This window comes from Rhizobium sp. R339, from assembly GCF_002211395.1.
Lineage (GTDB): Bacteria > Pseudomonadota > Alphaproteobacteria > Rhizobiales > Rhizobiaceae > Rhizobium.
Genome location: NZ_LOKV01000027.1, coordinates 97,524 through 112,562 on the forward strand (window position 1 = coordinate 97,524; position 15,039 = coordinate 112,562).

The window sequence follows — 15,039 nt, forward strand, 5'->3', positions numbered from 1 at the left end:
GCTGGAGCAATTCCCGGAAAAGCGTGAAGCGGTTTACCTTTGGAATTGCATAAGGAATGACAGAACCTTGGGAGGGGTTCGCAATGGGAGAATATCTGTTGGGGCTCGATGCCGGCAACACCGTCATTAAGGCGGTGATCTTCGATTGCGCCGGCCGGGAAGTGGCCTATGCGGGAGAGGAGGGGCATAGCCGCATGCCATGTCCCGGCCATGTCGAGCGCGACCTCGGCGAGCTCTGGGCCAATGCCAAGCGCGTCATCCGCACTTGCCTCGACCGGGCAGGCATCGCTGCGGCCGATATCGCCGCAATCGGCTGCGCAGGCCACGGCAACGGGCTTTATGCGCTTGATCGAAATGGCGATCCCTTCCTCGGCATCCAGTCGCTCGACACGCGGGCGACCCGGCTCGTCGAGGAATGGGCGGGCGAGGCTGTCGGCGATCGCACCTATCCGATCTCCCGCCAACGGCCATGGCCCTCGCAAACGCCAACCCTGCTCGCCTGGCTGAAACGGTATCGGCCGGAGGTTTTCCAGCGCATCGGCACGGTGTTCTGTTCCAAGGATTTCGTCGTCAACCGGCTGACCGGCGAGCGTGTCAGCGAAATGTCGGATATGTCGGGGGCGGGGCTGCTCGATCTCGCCGCCCGCCGTTATGACCGCACGCTGATCGAGGCTTACGGCCTCGGCGACTGCATGGACCTGCTGCCGCGGCTGATCGAAAGCGCCGACATCGCCGGCAGGGTGACGGAAGAGGTCGCCGCGGAAACCGGCCTTGCCGCCGGCACGCCGGTGGTCGGCGGTCTGTTCGACGTCGTCGCCTCGGCACTCGGCTCGGGCGTCTCGCGCACCGGCAGCGCCTCGATCATCGCCGGTACCTGGAGCATCAACCAGGTCATCATCGACGGCCCCGATCTCGGCAGGCCTGTCTTCATGTCCTCGACCTTCGACCGCACTCGCTACATGGCGATGGAAAACAGCGCCACGTCGGCCGCCAATCTCGAATGGTTGGTGCGGGAATTTTTCGACGGTGAGCATGCGGAGGGCGTCTCGCCCTTCGACGCCTGCTGTGCACTGGCGGCGGAAATTCAGCCGGCTGCCGACGACCCGCTCTACCATCCCTACCTCTACGGCGCCCAGCAGGACGGCCATGCGCGGGCTGGCTTCTACGGCATTGCCGGCTGGCACACCAAGGGACACATGATCCGCGCCCTTCTCGAAGGCGTCGCCTTCGGCCACCGTCACCATGTCGAGACGCTTCGCACAGCCGGGGCGACCTTCGACCAGGCGGTGCTGTCCGGCGGCGGATCGCGCAGCCGCCTTTGGCCGCAGATCTTTGCCGACGTGCTCGGCGTGCCGGTTTCTGTCGCCGTCTCCAGAGAGACCGGGGCTCTCGGCGCGGCGATCGCGGCAGCAACCGGTGTCGGCCTGTTTGCCGATTTCACGGAAGGCGCGGATGCCATGGTGCGTATCGACCGGCACTATCGGCAGAATGCCGCGCTCGCCGCGCATTACGGCCGGCGCTACGCGCTTTACAATGATATTGCGGAAGCCATGGCGCCGCTCTGGCGGCGGCTTTCGGCAGCCGAACCTACGGCAACGGGAGCTGCGGCGTGACGATGGATGGTAATGAAACGCCGATAGACGAGGGAAGCTACGATTTCATCATCGTCGGCGCCGGCTCCGCCGGCTGTGTTCTGGCAAACAGGCTCTCGGCCGATCCTGGGAATCGAGTGCTGCTGCTCGAGGCCGGAGGCACGGACCGCTATCACTGGGTGCATGTGCCGATCGGCTATCTCTACTGCATGGGCAATCCGCGCACCGACTGGATGATGAAGACGGCCGCCGAGGCCGGGCTCAACGGCCGCGCGTTGAACTATCCGCGCGGAAAACTTCTCGGCGGCTGTTCGTCGATCAATGGCATGATCTATATGCGCGGGCAGGCGGCCGATTATGACGGCTGGCGGCAGGCCGGAAACGCCGGCTGGGGCTGGGACGATGTGCTGCCCTATTTCCTGAAGTCGGAAGACAATTATCGTGGCAAATCCGCCATGCACGGCGCCGGCGGCGAATGGCGCGTCGAGCGCCAGCGCCTCTCCTGGCCGATTCTCGACGCCTTCCGCGATGCTGCGGAAGAACTCGGCATCCCGAAAACCGACGATTTCAACGATGGCGACAATGAAGGCTCGGGCTATTTCGAAGTCAACCAGAAGGGCGGCCTGCGCTGGAACACGACGAAGGCCTTCCTGCGGCCGGCGATGAGGCGTGGGAATCTTCGCGTCCTGACGGGCGCCGAGACCGAACGGCTGGAGTTCGACGGCAAGGCCGTCGCCGGGGTGCGCTTCCGCCTCGGCGGCCGGCTTTGCATTGCCCGCGCGTCCCGCGAGGTGGTGCTGTCGGCGGGCGCCATCAACTCGCCGAAGATCCTGGAACTGTCCGGCATCGGCCGGCCGGAGGTTCTTTCGGCGCTTGATCTTCCGGTTCGTCACGCCCTTCAGGGCGTCGGCGAAAACCTTCAGGATCACCTGCAGATCCGCACCGTCTTCAAGATCGAAGGCGCGCGCACGCTGAACCAGCTTTATCACAACCTCTTCAGCCGCGCCGGCATGGGCCTGCAATATGCCGTCAACCGGTCCGGCCCGCTTTCGATGGCGCCGAGCCAGCTCGGCATCTTCGCCAAAAGCGATCCGGCGGTTGCGACGGCGGACCTCGAATATCACGTGCAGCCGCTCAGCACCGACCGGCTCGGCGAGCCGTTGCACCGCTATCCTGCAGTCACGGTTTCCGTCTGCAATCTCCGGCCGGAAAGCCGCGGCACCGTGCATGTCACGACGGGCGACGCCGGCCAGCCACCGGAAATCCGCCCCAACTATCTGTCGACGGCCGGCGACCGGCTGCTTGCGGCAAAATCCATCCGCCACGCCCGCAGCCTCATGCGGACGAGGGCCATCTCCCGCTTCAACCCCCAGGAAATGCTGCCGGGCCGGGAATATGAGAGCGACGACGACTTGATCCGCCGCGCTGGCGACATCGCCACGACGATCTTCCACCCCGTCGGCACCTGCAAGATGGGCAGCGATCCGATGGCTGTGGTGGATACGCGACTGCGCGTGCATGGCGTCGCGAAACTGCGGGTCGTCGATGCCTCGGTCATGCCGACGATCGTCTCCGGCAATACGAATTCGCCGGTGATCATGATTGCGGAAAAGGCGGCGGAAGCGATCCTGAACGGTGATTAGAGCCAGTTTGATGGCGTCGCCTACGGCATCGCTCCGCCCGACGCCGCCATCTGGCGTCGATCAGATGCTGTCCGGCACCCTGCCATCGGGCGTCAGGTCATCGACGGCGCGCGGAAGTTCACGGGACAGGCGCGAGACGATTTCTTCCCGGCTGAGGCCGGTCTTCTCAGTCAGTTCCGATAGAACTTCATCGCCCAATGCATTGGCAAGATCGGGACTTTCAATTGGCTGGTTCGGCCCCGGTTTGACCCAGGAATCCGCCACATCGCCGCGGCCGTTTTTCGTCAGCTGATCCACAAGCCCGCCGAGGCCGCCGCTGAGAATGCCGCCGGCGGACCCGCCGCGAATGAGATCGGCGAGGCCACCGCCTCTCGTCAGGTTGCCGAGGATATCGCCAAGGCCGCCCTGCGCGGTTCCTGGGGCCACCTGGCCCGGAGCGCGCTGGCCACCCTGGGTCAGGTTCTTCAGAATTTCATTGATCTTGTCACGATTCTGGTAGCCGGCGACCGCGAGGATGCCGAGCAAGGCGGTAAGATTGCGGTTCATGGTGATCTCCTCCAGTTTTTGACCAAAGGAAACCTGCAGAAGAGATTATGGTTCCATCGACCAGAGCGGCGGGCTCAGCGGCCGTTTTCCTTGCGCCAGGCCTGGTATTTCTGCCGGTGCTCGTCCTTCGTGCAGGGGTAGAGACCGATGATTGTTTCCCCAGCCTTGACCTGCTCAAGGACGAAGTCCTCATAGTTCTCCATATTCGCGCATTCATCGGCGATCTCGTCGGCCAGATGCGCCGGGATGACCATGACGCCGTCGCCGTCGCCGACCAGCACGTCGCCTGGAAACACCGCGACGTCGCCGCAGGAGATCGGCACGTTGATATCGAGCGCTTCGTGCAGAGTGAGATTGGTCGGGGCGGATGGTTTGGCGTAGTAGGCCGGCATATCAAGCGTTCCGATCCCTGCGGCATCGCGAAAGCCGCCGTCCGAGACGACGCCGGCCGCGCCGCGTAGCGCCAGCCGGGTGATCAGGATCGAGCCGGCCGTTGCGGCCCGCGCGTCCTTGCGGGCATCCATCACCAGCACCTGCCCCGGAGGGCATGTCTCCATCGCAACTCTTTGCGGATGGTTCGGATTCTGGAAGACGGTGATCGGATTGCGGTCTTCGCGGGCGGGTATGTAGCGCAGCGTGAATGCCTGTCCCACCATCACCTCCGCCTTGGGCGCCACGGGCACGACGCCCTGGATGAACTGGTTTCGAAGGCCGCGCTTGAAGAGGGCGGTCGCGATCGACGCGGTGGAGATCTTCTTGAATTTCGCCCGGGTCGCGTCGCTCAGCACATAGTCGGTCATGCTCATTTCTCCCTCAATAAATATCCGGTTCGCCGGCGCTTTTGCCGAAGCCGGTTTCAAGAAAATCGAAGTCGCAGCCTTGGTCGGCCTGTGTCACATGGCGGGAGAACATCCAGCCATAGCCGCGCTGGAAATGCGGCTCCGGAGCCTTCCATGCATCGCGGCGGCGGACGAGTTCGGCCTCGTCCACCAGCATGTCGAGCCGGCGGTTCGGCAGGTCGAGGCGAACGATGTCGCCGGTTCTGAGCAGCGCCAGCGGGCCGCCGACATAGCTCTCGGGCGATACGTGCAGGATGCAGGCGCCGTAGGAGGTGCCGGACATGCGCGCATCCGAGATGCGCAGCATGTCGCGATGCCCCTGCTTGATCAGCGCCTTCGGGATCGGCAGCATGCCCCATTCCGGAAAGCCCGGTCCGCCCAGCGGCCCGGCATTGCGCAGCACGAGGACGTGGTCGGGCGTGACGTCGAGATTTTCGTCGTCGACCGCCTTCTTCATGTCGGGATAGCTGTCGAAGACCAGCGCCGGCCCCTGATGCACATGAAATCTAGGGTCGCAGGCGGCAGGCTTCATGACGGCGCCGTTGGGGCAGAGATTGCCGCGCAGAACGGCGAGCGATCCCTCGTGATAGACCGGGTTGGAAAGCGGCCGGATGACGTCGTCATTATAGACCACCGCGCCGATCAAATTCTCGCCCAAGGTCTTTCCGGTGACCGTCATCGCCGTCAGGTCCAGCCTGTCTTCGAGCTGTTTCATCAGCGCCCTGAGGCCGCCCGCATAGAAGAAGTCCTCCATCAGATAGTCTTTGCCGGAAGGGCGGACGTTGGCGATGAGCGGCGTCACCCGTCCCAGCAGGTCCAGATCGTCGAGCGTCAGGTCGATGCCGGCGCGCCGGGCCATCGCGATCAGATGGACGACGGCGTTGGTGGAACAGCCGGTCGCCATGGCGACGATCGCGGCGTTGCGGCACGCCGCTTCGGTGACGATCTGGTCCGGTCTCAAATCCTCCCAGACCATTTCCACGATCCGCCGGCCGCAGGCTGCCGACATCCGCTGATGATTGGCGTCGACGGCGGGAATGGACGATGCCCCCGGCAGCGTCAGTCCCATCGCATCCGCGATCGCCGTCATGGTGCTGGCGGTTCCCATCGTCATGCAGGTGCCGGCCGAGCGGGCGATGCCGCCTTGAACGCCGAGCCATTCCGCATCGGTGATGTTGCCGGCGCGGCGCTCGTCCCAATATTTCCAAGCGTCCGAGCCGGAGCCGAGAATCTTGCCGGCGTAATTGCCCCGCAGCATCGGCCCGGCGGGCAGGTAGATCATCGGCACTCCGGCCGACAGCGCGCCCATGACGAGGCCCGGCGTGCTCTTGTCGCAGCCTCCCATCAGCACCACGCCATCGAGCGGATGCGAGCGGATCATCTCCTCCGTCTCCATCGCCAGCATGTTGCGGTAGAGCATGGAGGTGGGTTTGGTGAAGCTTTCGTCGACCGACAGCGACGGCAGCTCGACAGGGAAGCCGCCGGCCTGCGAGACGCCGCGCTTCACGTCCTGCACGCGCTCCTTGAAGTGGGAGTGGCAGGTATTGAGCTCCGACCAGGTATTCAGGATGCCGATGATCGGCTTGCCGCGGAAATCTTCCTCGGCGTAGCCGAGCTGCATCATGCGCGAGCGATGGCCGAAGCTGCGAAGGTCATCAGGCGCGAACCATCGCGCGCTTCGCAGCATGTCCGGCGTTTTTCTGTGTGTCATGAGGATACCTTCTCGGGATGGGAAAATTGCATTCGCGGCTATTCCTTCATTCCCCATTTCTGGATGGTGTGGCGCTCGATCGTCTGGAAGACCAGGTTCTCGACGATCAGGCCGATGATGATCACGGTCAAGAGCCCGGCGAAGACTGCCGGAATATCGAGCAGGTTGCGGTTCTCGAAGATGAACCAGCCAAGGCCTCCCTGGCCCGAGGAGACGCCAAAGACGAGCTCGGCGGCAATCAGCGTGCGCCATGCGAAGGCCCAGCCGATCTTCAGGCCGGTGAGGATGGAAGGGAAGGCGGCCGGCACGAGGATCCGCAGCACATAGGAAATGCCCGTCAGGCCGTAATTGGCGCCGACCATGCGCAAGGTGCGCGAGACGCCGAGGAAACCGGAATGGGTATTCAGCGCCACCGCCCACAGAACCGAATGCACGAGCACGAAGACAAGGCTGGAGGCGCCAAGGCCGAACCAGATCAGCGCCAGCGGCAGGAGCGATATCGCCGGCAGCGGGTTGAACATCGCCGTCATCGTTTCGAGAAAATCCGTGCCGATGCGCGTGTTGATGGCGAGCACGGTCAGGAGTGCAGCGAGTACGGTGCCGAGCGCATATCCCATGAACAGGATCTGCAGCGTCGTCCAGATGCGGGCCGGCAGCGTGCCATCGGCGAAGCGGTCGACCAGCGTGACGATCGTGTCGCTGAGCGTCGGGAACAGAAGGGGATTGTCGAGATACGAGGCGTAGACCTGCCAGACGATTGCCAGCGTGAGGATCAGCAATGTCTTGCGCAATGCGCCGATGCCCCAGAGCGTTTCGAATGCACTGAGCCTCTGTTCGATCGGTTTGATGTTGTCGTAGGGCTTGGCGGCCTCGACATCGGGCGCGAGAATGATGTTTGCGGACAACATGGTTCTATTCCTTGTGGCCGGGTTCCGAGGAGAACAGCAGGTTATGGATGTCACGCTCGAGCGCCGCGGCACTGCCGTCCTCGTGGCTGACCTTGTCGACATCGACCACTTCCGCCTTGACCCTGCCTGGGTGCGGCGACAACAGCAGGATCCGGTTCGAGATCTTGATCGCTTCGGCAATCGAATGGGTGACGAAGATGACGGTGAACTTGGTGTCTTCCCAAAGCTGGAGCAGCTCGTCCTGCATTTGCCGGCGGGTGAGGGCATCGAGCGCTGCGAAAGGCTCGTCCATCAGGAGGATATCCGGCTGCATCGCCATGCCGCGGGCAATGGCGACACGCTGCTTCATGCCGCCGGACAGCGTGTGGGGGTAGCTGTCGACGGCGCGGGTCAGCTTCACCTTGTCGATATACTCGCGTGCCAATGCCTCGGCTTCCCCCTTCGGCAGCTTGCGGGCGACCAGCAGTGGGAACATGACGTTCTCGAGCACGGTTTTCCAGGGCATGAGCTGGTCGAACTCCTGGAAGACCATCATGCGGTCAGGCCCCGGACACTTCACCTGCCGCCCATTGATATGGATGGAGCCAGCCGATGGCGTCATGTAGCCGCCGACGGCTTTCAGAAGCGTTGACTTGCCGCAGCCGGACGGACCGAGCAGCACGAACCTGTCGGATTGGCTGACGGAGAAACTGACGCCCTCGGTGGCGGTGACCAACAGGTTCGGGGTCTTGTAGCGCAGCGTCACATTGTCGACCTTGAGGAGGGGCTCTCTCTCGGCCGCGGGGGCGGTCTCGTTGCCGGTGGGGGCAATGGCCTGAAGCATTGGAATTACTCCTTGAAGAGGGGGAGCGGCGGGTTTAAGCGCCGCTCCCAGGTGCCGTCAGTTGCCGTTGAGATAGGCGGAGTCGGGCAGGTAATAGTCGGTCCAGGCTTTCGGCATGGTCTTGAGCGTACCGATCTTGTTGAGGTGCTCGGCAAACTTCATCGTACCCTGCGGGTCGGTGCGCCATTCATCCATGCCCGGTTCCTTCAGCATGGCGAGCAGATCATCGAGGCTGGTCTTGTCGCCCGATACCGTCTTGTAGGCTTCCAGGGCGGCCTTGGGGTCTTTCTTGATGAAGGCGACTGCTTCTTCCGTCGCTTCGCGCAGCGCCTTGACGATCTTCGGGTTGGCGTCGGCGAATGCCGTGGTGGTGAAGAAGGTCGCCTGCGTCAGCGCACCTCCCAGGATCTCCTTGGAATCGGTCACCCTGTGCACGCCCTGCTGCTTCAGTTCGATATATTGGAAAGGCGGTGCCGAGAAATGGTTCTTCACCTCGTGGTTCGGGTTGGCGATCGCAGCAACCGCGTCCGGATGCCCAAGCTGAACAGTGTTGGAATCGAATGACTTGACCTTGTCCTCGCCGAACATTTTCGCCGCCGCCATCTGCAGCAGGATGGCCTGGGTCGACACGCCGACCGTGGGCACGGCGATCTTGTCGGAGGGCGTAATGTCCTTGAGCGACTTGATGCGCGGGTCATTGCTGACCATGATCACCGGCTGCGCGGAGCTGGTGATGATCCCCTTCACTTTTCCTCTGGTGCGGTCCCAGAGCAAAAGCAGGTTGCCGGTGCCGGTATTGACGACGTCGACGTTGCCGGCAAGCAACGCATCCGTCTGAGCGCCGCCGCCGCTGAAGGTCCGCCATTCGACAGTCACGTCAGCCACGCCCTCGGCGGCCGCGTGCTTTTCGATCAGCTTCTGCGTCTCCATGACATGGCTGGCGAGGTAGAGGATGCCCGGCTGGCGAGTAATCGAGATAGCGGTCTTTTCCTGCGCCTGGCTGGCCGAAGCAAGGCCGAGCGTCAGGGCCGCGGCCGCAAGACAATGTTTTAGAATTTGCATCTGGTCCTCCCAAAGGATGCGGGCGATAGCCCTCTGCCGCCCCTCCCGAGGCGGATTTCTTCATTGAAGCACTAATGCATCAGTGCATCAACCCAAAAAATGTGATCTAGTCGATTTGCACGACGCGGAAGAAGGGCAGGGACATGAGTGGAATGGTTCGGGAAAGCCAGCTGGATCGGTCACGACAGGTGGCGCTGCAAATCCATGAGATATTGCGGGCGAGGATACTGACGGTGGAGCTTGCGCCGGGGACGGTATTGTCCCGCGCCTCGCTGCAGCTGGAATTCGGCGTGAGCCAGACCCCTGTACGCGATGCCTTGATGCGGCTTCAGGAAGAAGGACTTGTCGAAGTTTATCCGCAATATGCGACCGTTGTCGCCAAGATCGACACCGACCATGCGAGGCAGGCGCAGTTTCTGCGGCTATCGATCGAGCTTGAGGCGGTGCGGCGGCTAACCGAAGAGGCGCCAGGCGAGACGGCGGCGGAGCTGCGCGAGATTCTGGCGCGGCAGAAGGCGGTTCAGTCTCCGGAAACTTATGACATCTTCGACGACATTGACCGCGATTTTCACCGGAAGCTCTACGAGAGGGCGGGCATATTGCAGCTTTGGGCCAATGTCAGGCGCCAGAGCGTGCATCTCGACCGGTTGCGGCGCCTCAACCTCCCGATGCCGGGCAAGATGCAGACAGTCCTTGCCGACCATGAATCCATCGTCGACGCCATCGCGTCGGGTAGTCCTGAAGCGGCGACGGCGGCGCTCAGAAAACATCTGTCCGGCACACTGTCGATCATCGATCTGATCAAGGCGCAGTACCCGGATTACATTCGCGGTTAAGGCCTGCCGAACGCCCGACGAAAAGTATGCCTCACGCAATCTCCCGGCGTTAGGGTTCCTCAATGCCCGCCAGGGTGGCGACGCATGATCTCTATCGAGAGAGGTTTCCATGACGATGAGGAAATATACAGCGGAAGCAATTGGTACGTTCTGGCTGACGTTTGGAGGCTGCGGCAGCGCCGTGATCGCGGCGGGCCTGCCGAATGTCGGAATTGGTTATCTCGGAGTGGCGTTGGCATTCGGGTTGACTGTCGTGACCATGGCCTACGCCATCGGCCACATCTCGGGCTGCCATTTGAACCCGGCCGTCACGATCGGCCTCGCAGCCGGCGGACGGTTCCCAGCAAACCAGATTGCCCCCTATATCGTCGCTCAGGTGGTCGGCGCCGTTATCGGCGGCGGCGTGCTTTACCTGATCGCCAGCGGCAAAGCCGGATTCGATCCCTCCGCCGGCTTCGCTTCGAACGGCTACGGCGAACATTCACCCGGCCAATACGGCCTGTTTGCATGTTTCCTGGCAGAACTGGTGCTGACGGCGGTATTCCTGTTCATCATCATGGGGTCAACGCACGGCAAGGCGCCTGCCGGCTTTGCGCCGCTTGCCATCGGTCTCGGACTGACGCTCATCCACCTGGTCAGCATCGATGTCACCAATACATCGGTCAATCCGGCGCGCAGCACGGGCGTGGCGGTCTTTGCCGGCGGCTGGGCCGTTCAGCAGCTCTGGTTGTTCTGGCTGGCGCCGATCGCCGGCGGGATGATCGGCGGCGCGCTTTATCGCTGGCTCAGCCATGAACCGGATGGTGTCGTCATCGGAACCGCACCGGCGGAATAGACCGGGAAGGCCACCGCGACCGGCCCTTGCCGCGTCGGTCGCGGCGGATCCGCTGACGGCGTTGCGAGGCGCTGCATCCATAGTTAGGTTGCAGGGCACACGGCCAGCGGGATTTCAAGGAAAGGTAATGATGCGAGACAGCTTGTTGCCGGCCGCTGTGATCTTCATCTCAGCCCTCACCATTGCCGGCGCCATTCTCCTTCGCCCCACCGGCTTCGATCGGTGCCTGCATGTCGTTTCGGCCGACATCAACCGCCACGTCGGCAGCGCGACGCTGGACCCGAAGGACGCCGAAGCGCAGGGGGCCCGGATTTGCGCCGGCAATGGCGCCAGGTAACCTCTCCCCCGGCGCACAAGCGCACTGGAAGTCTACCCTCCGCCCATCCGCAACCGCTCGCGGACGTATCCGCGGCGCAGCTTTTGCGCAGCAAAACGAGACTGAACATCGGCAGCCTCTGCAGCCGTATCGAAGAACTCGATCTTCTGCCGGCCATTCGTGCCGATCCTGCCCCAGCGGCGAACAAGCGCGCTGCCTCCGAATAGACTTGGCTCGACGGACAGGCTGTAGAAACGCGCCATATTCCGAGCGTGATCAATCCTGTAAAGCAGCGTCATTTCAGTGTCGGCATCCATGTTCGCATCATCGGCCGCACTGTTCCCGGCGTCCAACGAGTTTCCTGAATCGATCCCGGCGGATTGATTCATCTGCGTGATGCATTGTGAAACTGAACACCTCTGGCGCCTTGCAGCGGTTCAGGGCATCCTATGATGGCTGAAGATTGTGCTTATGGCAGTTGGAGGAAGGCCGATGCGTTGCTTTACCGTGCTTGGACCCTCGCAGACCGGAAAATCGACAGTCGTGGAAAAGCTCGGCTCCCTGGAGGGGACGCCGAGAAAATCGAGCTCCCCTTATGGATTGAACCTCACAGAGTTCACTTTCGGAAACGAGGCCTGGTGCGCACTGGATGCGCCAGGACCGAACGAAGCCTTGGCGCATGCGCAGCACGCGCTTCTTGCCAGCGACGCCTGCATATTGTGCGTTTCATCGGCACCCGAGGAGGCGGTGCTCGCAGCGCCCTATCTTAAGATCGTCGAAGCTTCGGGGACGCCCTGCATCCTCTTCGTCAACCGGATGGACGAACCGAGAGGGCGGTTGAGGGACGTGATCGCCGCGCTTCAAGACTACGCCAGCCACACCCTTTTGCTTCGCCAGATCCCGATCCGCGAGGGGGACAGGATCATTGGCAGTTGCGATCTGATTTCGGAAAGGGCGTGGCGCTATCGGGAAGGCCAGACTTCGGCGCTGATCGCAATCCCCGAAAGCACTGCCGAACGCGAGCACGAAGCGCGCACCGAGCTCCTCGAACACCTGTCCGAATTTGATGACTGGCTTCTCGAGGAACTGATCGAGGACCGCGAGCCATCCAGCGACGCGCTCTATGCCATCTCATCACGGGTTCTCAGGGAAAACAGAATTATCCCGGTCCTGATCGGTGCTGCAAGTCACGGCAACGGCATGATGAGGCTGATGAAGGCGCTGCGCCACGAGGCGCCGCCGGTCGGGATTCTCAGGCAGCGTCTCGCTCATGCGGGCACTGTCGATGAAGGCAAACTGGCGGCCGTGAGCTTCCATGCCTATCATCGCCAGAATGTCGGCAAGACGGTGCTCGTGCGCGCACTTGGGGAGGGACTGCGGCAAGGCGCATCGCTCGGCGGCTCCAGCCTCGGCGCCGTCCAAAGTCTCGCAAACGGGCGGTCCAATTCGCCGGTTCTGCCTGCGCCGGGGGATGTCTTCGCGACGGTCAAGTCCGACCACCTGTCCGTCCCTTCGCTGTTGACCTCCGGCGCGGTGGTCGCCCCGCCTGAGTGGACGGAACCACCCACGCCGATGCTTGAAAGGATCCTGGTTCCGGGCAGCGAGCGCGATGAAAACAAACTTTCCGAAACGCTGGCGAAACTTTCCGAGACGGATCGCGGCCTGAAAGTCTTGCAGGAGGAAGGCACGGGCGCTCAACTCGTTCGCGCCCAAGGACCGGTGCATCTGCGTGATCTCTGCCGAACGTTGTCGGAAGTCTTTCACATCTCCGTGACCGACCGAACGCCCAGCCCAACCTACCGCGAGACGATCGCCAAACCATCGGAGGTTCATTACCGCCATCGCAAACAGACCGGCGGTGCCGGGCAATTCGCGGATGTGAAGCTGAGCATTCACCCCAACGAGCGCGGCCAGGGCTTCACCTTTGGCGAAACCGTCAAGGGCGGCGCCGTTCCGCGCAATTACTTCCCCGCCGTCGAAGCGGGGGCGCGCGAAGCGATGGAGAAAGGACCGCTAGGTTTCGAAGTCATCGATGTCGGCGTAACGCTGTTGGATGGTCAGCACCATACCGTCGACAGTTCGGAACACGCTTTCCGGACTGCATCGAAAATGGGGGTGCGACAGGCGTTTTCCGAAGGATCGACCGTCTTGATGCAGCCGATCTTCCGCACGGAGTTCCACATCCCGTCGGTCTATTCCGGCAGCCTTGTCCAGATCGTCGCCGCTCTCAACGGTCAGGTTCTCGGCTTCGACCGAGATGAAGCCGCCAAGGGATGGGACATCTTCCGGGCGCTGGTTCCGGGCGGCGCACTTGAAGATCTGGCGCGGTCGCTGCGCTCGGCGACGCAGGGCATTGGCTATTTTTCCAAGAGCTTCGATCACTTCGAGGAACTATACGGCAAGGAAGCGGACGCCATTGTGAGGGCAAAGGAGAAATCAGCCACCGCACACTGAAACGCTCGCGCCACGTCATGCTCGTTCACAGAACCGGGTTCACGCCCGCCCTGGCGTGCCTGAAACGTTTGCAGTTCCTCTAGCATAGGCCCGCCGTTGCGGGCTTGCCTACCGGGGATGGCGTGCTTTGGGTAGTGATCAGTTCGCCGATGGCGATCATGTAGAATTCGACCATTGGTATGCGGGCTCAAGTTCTTTGGCCAAATCAACCGCGTTCCCGATTGCCCAGCAGGTGAAATCCTCCGTCGGCTGCTCCGTTTCTCTCGATGAGTTCGCAGGTCAGCGGGATCCGGTCAACGAAGAGCTCGATCTCGATCGTGCCGGTCCTTATCTCAGGATCGACGATCGCTGCCGCACCTCCATGCGCGGCATCTATGCGATCGGCGACGTGACCGGTGAACCGATGCTGGCCCATCGGGCCATGGCGCAAGGGGAGATGGTGGCCGAGATCATCGCCGGCAGGAAGCGGGCCTGGGACAAGCGCTGCATCCCCGCCATCTGCTTTACCGATCCCGAAATCGTCAGCGCCGGTCTCTCGCCGGCGGAAGCGAGGGCGCAAGGTTATGAGATCCGCACCGGCCAGTTTCCGTTCAGCGCCAACGCGCGGGCGATGACCACTGCTGTCCGAAGAGGGCTTCGTGCGCGTCGTCGCGGGTGGCTCCGAACTTTCGGCGGCCTTCGCCCTGGCAATCGAAATGGGCGCACGCCTGGAAGACATCGCCGGCACCATCCACCCACATCCGACCCGCAGCGAAGCGATCATGGAGGCGGCGGCGAAAGCTTTAGGGAGCGCGCTGCATATTTAAAAAGGGATGGCGGGCTCCTGGCATAGTTGTGGGCCGGACTATCTCTCGGCCATAGACCTTCTCACCGGCGGGCTAATTCGTTGCTCCGAAATACTGCCGATTATTCCGCTTACCGCAGGATAGAGCGGCCCTTATTAACTTACTGAAATAAATATAAACGCCACGCCAACCAGAAGCTAAAGGCCATCTGGCTTCCGTTACCCCGGCAGCAGCTCCGGGCTAACCAAATGGCTTGTCGTCTCTATCATGGAGCCAGGCGGTCCTTCTTGAGCCGCAATCCCCGCCCTCCGAGTCAAACGGCATAGCAGAAGACAATGATTAAACCGAACATTGTGGGTGTCAAGGATCCCGCAGTCCGGGGGGTACAGCAGTCCGCTACATTCTACACCGCTGCACCTCATGGCAGGCGCTGCTCGGCTATTCCGCATTGTTCTATTGAAGAGCGCACACGTCCCTGGTCTCGGCATTCAAAAAAGCCGATATGCGGTGCATCTCCGCATCGCCGCAGATCGCAGCCCACCTCGTTGTGTCGTGGAGGAAAGTCCAATGGTACGCCCCGCTGCGAAACTGCTGCCTTCTGAATGGCTAGGGAAGTCACCCCAGCGCTCGATTGCGTTCAGCTGCAGCTCTTCATCGAGACATTCCGTTCACGAGCGCTAATTCGGCGC

General features: G+C 62.4%; 13 protein-coding genes and 1 pseudogene. 7 read left to right on the forward strand and 7 right to left on the reverse strand.

Annotated elements, in window-relative coordinates:
• The first annotated feature begins 83 nt into the window (after positions 1-83).
• Complete coding sequence (locus ATY76_RS29235) at positions 84-1,613, forward strand: FGGY-family carbohydrate kinase (RefSeq protein WP_088678142.1); 1,530 nt, start codon at positions 84-86, stop codon at positions 1,611-1,613.
• Between the two features lie 2 nt (positions 1,614-1,615).
• Positions 1,616-3,235, forward strand: a complete 1,620-nt coding sequence (locus tag ATY76_RS29240) for a GMC family oxidoreductase (protein WP_088678143.1) — start codon at positions 1,616-1,618, stop codon at positions 3,233-3,235.
• Positions 3,236-3,295: 60 nt separating this feature from the next.
• On the opposite strand, the gene ATY76_RS29245 is transcribed toward ATY76_RS29240, so the two are convergent.
• The 6 genes from ATY76_RS29245 to ATY76_RS29270 form a co-directional block, all read right to left on the reverse strand.
• Positions 3,296-3,781 (reverse strand): YidB family protein, encoded by a 486-nt coding sequence (locus ATY76_RS29245; protein WP_088678144.1) that lies wholly within the window; start codon positions 3,779-3,781, stop codon positions 3,296-3,298.
• Between the two features lie 74 nt (positions 3,782-3,855).
• Positions 3,856-4,581: a ribonuclease activity regulator RraA gene (locus tag ATY76_RS29250; RefSeq protein ID WP_088678145.1), complete on the reverse strand. Its 726-nt coding sequence runs from the start codon at positions 4,579-4,581 to the stop codon at positions 3,856-3,858.
• Between the two features lie 13 nt (positions 4,582-4,594).
• Positions 4,595-6,331 carry an L-arabinonate dehydratase gene (gene araD / locus ATY76_RS29255; protein ID WP_088678146.1) on the reverse strand — a complete coding sequence of 579 codons (1,737 nt, stop codon included), beginning with the start codon at positions 6,329-6,331 and terminating at the stop codon, positions 4,595-4,597.
• Positions 6,332-6,369: 38 nt separating this feature from the next.
• On the reverse strand, positions 6,370-7,239 hold the full coding sequence (locus ATY76_RS29260) for an ABC transporter permease (protein WP_088678147.1): 870 nt from the start codon (positions 7,237-7,239) through the stop codon (positions 6,370-6,372).
• 4 nt (positions 7,240-7,243) lie between these two features.
• Positions 7,244-8,062: an ABC transporter ATP-binding protein gene (locus ATY76_RS29265; RefSeq protein WP_088678148.1), complete on the reverse strand. Its 819-nt coding sequence runs from the start codon at positions 8,060-8,062 to the stop codon at positions 7,244-7,246.
• A 57-nt stretch (positions 8,063-8,119) separates the two neighbouring features.
• Positions 8,120-9,124 carry an ABC transporter substrate-binding protein gene (locus ATY76_RS29270; RefSeq protein WP_088678149.1) on the reverse strand — a complete coding sequence of 335 codons (1,005 nt, stop codon included), beginning with the start codon at positions 9,122-9,124 and terminating at the stop codon, positions 8,120-8,122.
• Positions 9,125-9,267: 143 nt separating this feature from the next.
• On the opposite strand from ATY76_RS29270, the gene ATY76_RS29275 reads away from it, so the two are divergent.
• The 3 genes from ATY76_RS29275 to ATY76_RS29285 all read left to right on the forward strand — a co-directional run bounded on the left by ATY76_RS29275 (position 9,268) and on the right by ATY76_RS29285 (position 11,132).
• Positions 9,268-9,960: a GntR family transcriptional regulator gene (locus ATY76_RS29275; protein WP_088678150.1), complete on the forward strand. Its 693-nt coding sequence runs from the start codon at positions 9,268-9,270 to the stop codon at positions 9,958-9,960.
• Positions 9,961-10,069: 109 nt separating this feature from the next.
• Complete coding sequence (gene aqpZ / locus ATY76_RS29280) at positions 10,070-10,795, forward strand: aquaporin Z (protein ID WP_088678151.1); 726 nt, start codon at positions 10,070-10,072, stop codon at positions 10,793-10,795.
• Positions 10,796-10,925: 130 nt separating this feature from the next.
• Positions 10,926-11,132, forward strand: a complete 207-nt coding sequence (locus ATY76_RS29285) for a hypothetical protein (protein ID WP_245310124.1) — start codon at positions 10,926-10,928, stop codon at positions 11,130-11,132.
• A gap of 32 nt (positions 11,133-11,164) precedes the next feature.
• Here ATY76_RS29285 and ATY76_RS29290 read toward each other — a convergent pair whose 3' ends face one another.
• Positions 11,165-11,464: a WGR domain-containing protein gene (locus ATY76_RS29290; RefSeq protein WP_245310126.1), complete on the reverse strand. Its 300-nt coding sequence runs from the start codon at positions 11,462-11,464 to the stop codon at positions 11,165-11,167.
• A gap of 139 nt (positions 11,465-11,603) precedes the next feature.
• Between ATY76_RS29290 and ATY76_RS29295 the strand changes: the two genes are divergently transcribed.
• Together ATY76_RS29295 and ATY76_RS29300 are read left to right on the forward strand one after the other, a co-directional pair.
• Positions 11,604-13,565 (forward strand): elongation factor G, encoded by a 1,962-nt coding sequence (locus ATY76_RS29295; RefSeq protein ID WP_088678153.1) that lies wholly within the window; start codon positions 11,604-11,606, stop codon positions 13,563-13,565.
• A 298-nt stretch (positions 13,566-13,863) separates the two neighbouring features.
• Positions 13,864-14,371, forward strand: a pseudogene (locus ATY76_RS29300) (FAD-dependent oxidoreductase); the annotation flags it as partial.
• Between the last annotated feature and the right edge of the window lie 668 nt (positions 14,372-15,039).

Excerpts from the sequence above, each read along its gene's own strand:
- ATY76_RS29235 (WP_088678142.1), top strand. The coding sequence starts at position 84 with ATGGGAGAATATCTGTTGGGGCTCGATGCCGGCAACACCGTCATTAAG.
- ATY76_RS29240 (WP_088678143.1), top strand. The coding sequence starts at position 1,616 with ATGGATGGTAATGAAACGCCGATAGACGAGGGAAGCTACGATTTCATC.
- ATY76_RS29245 (WP_088678144.1), bottom strand. The coding sequence starts at position 3,781 with ATGAACCGCAATCTTACCGCCTTGCTCGGCATCCTCGCGGTCGCCGGC.
- ATY76_RS29250 (WP_088678145.1), bottom strand. The coding sequence starts at position 4,581 with ATGACCGACTATGTGCTGAGCGACGCGACCCGGGCGAAATTCAAGAAG.
- araD (WP_088678146.1), bottom strand. The coding sequence starts at position 6,331 with ATGACACACAGAAAAACGCCGGACATGCTGCGAAGCGCGCGATGGTTC.
- ATY76_RS29260 (WP_088678147.1), bottom strand. The coding sequence starts at position 7,239 with ATGTTGTCCGCAAACATCATTCTCGCGCCCGATGTCGAGGCCGCCAAG.
- ATY76_RS29265 (WP_088678148.1), bottom strand. The coding sequence starts at position 8,062 with ATGCTTCAGGCCATTGCCCCCACCGGCAACGAGACCGCCCCCGCGGCC.
- ATY76_RS29270 (WP_088678149.1), bottom strand. The coding sequence starts at position 9,124 with ATGCAAATTCTAAAACATTGTCTTGCGGCCGCGGCCCTGACGCTCGGC.
- ATY76_RS29275 (WP_088678150.1), top strand. The coding sequence starts at position 9,268 with ATGAGTGGAATGGTTCGGGAAAGCCAGCTGGATCGGTCACGACAGGTG.
- aqpZ (WP_088678151.1), top strand. The coding sequence starts at position 10,070 with ATGACGATGAGGAAATATACAGCGGAAGCAATTGGTACGTTCTGGCTG.
- ATY76_RS29285 (WP_245310124.1), top strand. The coding sequence starts at position 10,926 with ATGCGAGACAGCTTGTTGCCGGCCGCTGTGATCTTCATCTCAGCCCTC.
- ATY76_RS29295 (WP_088678153.1), top strand. The coding sequence starts at position 11,604 with ATGCGTTGCTTTACCGTGCTTGGACCCTCGCAGACCGGAAAATCGACA.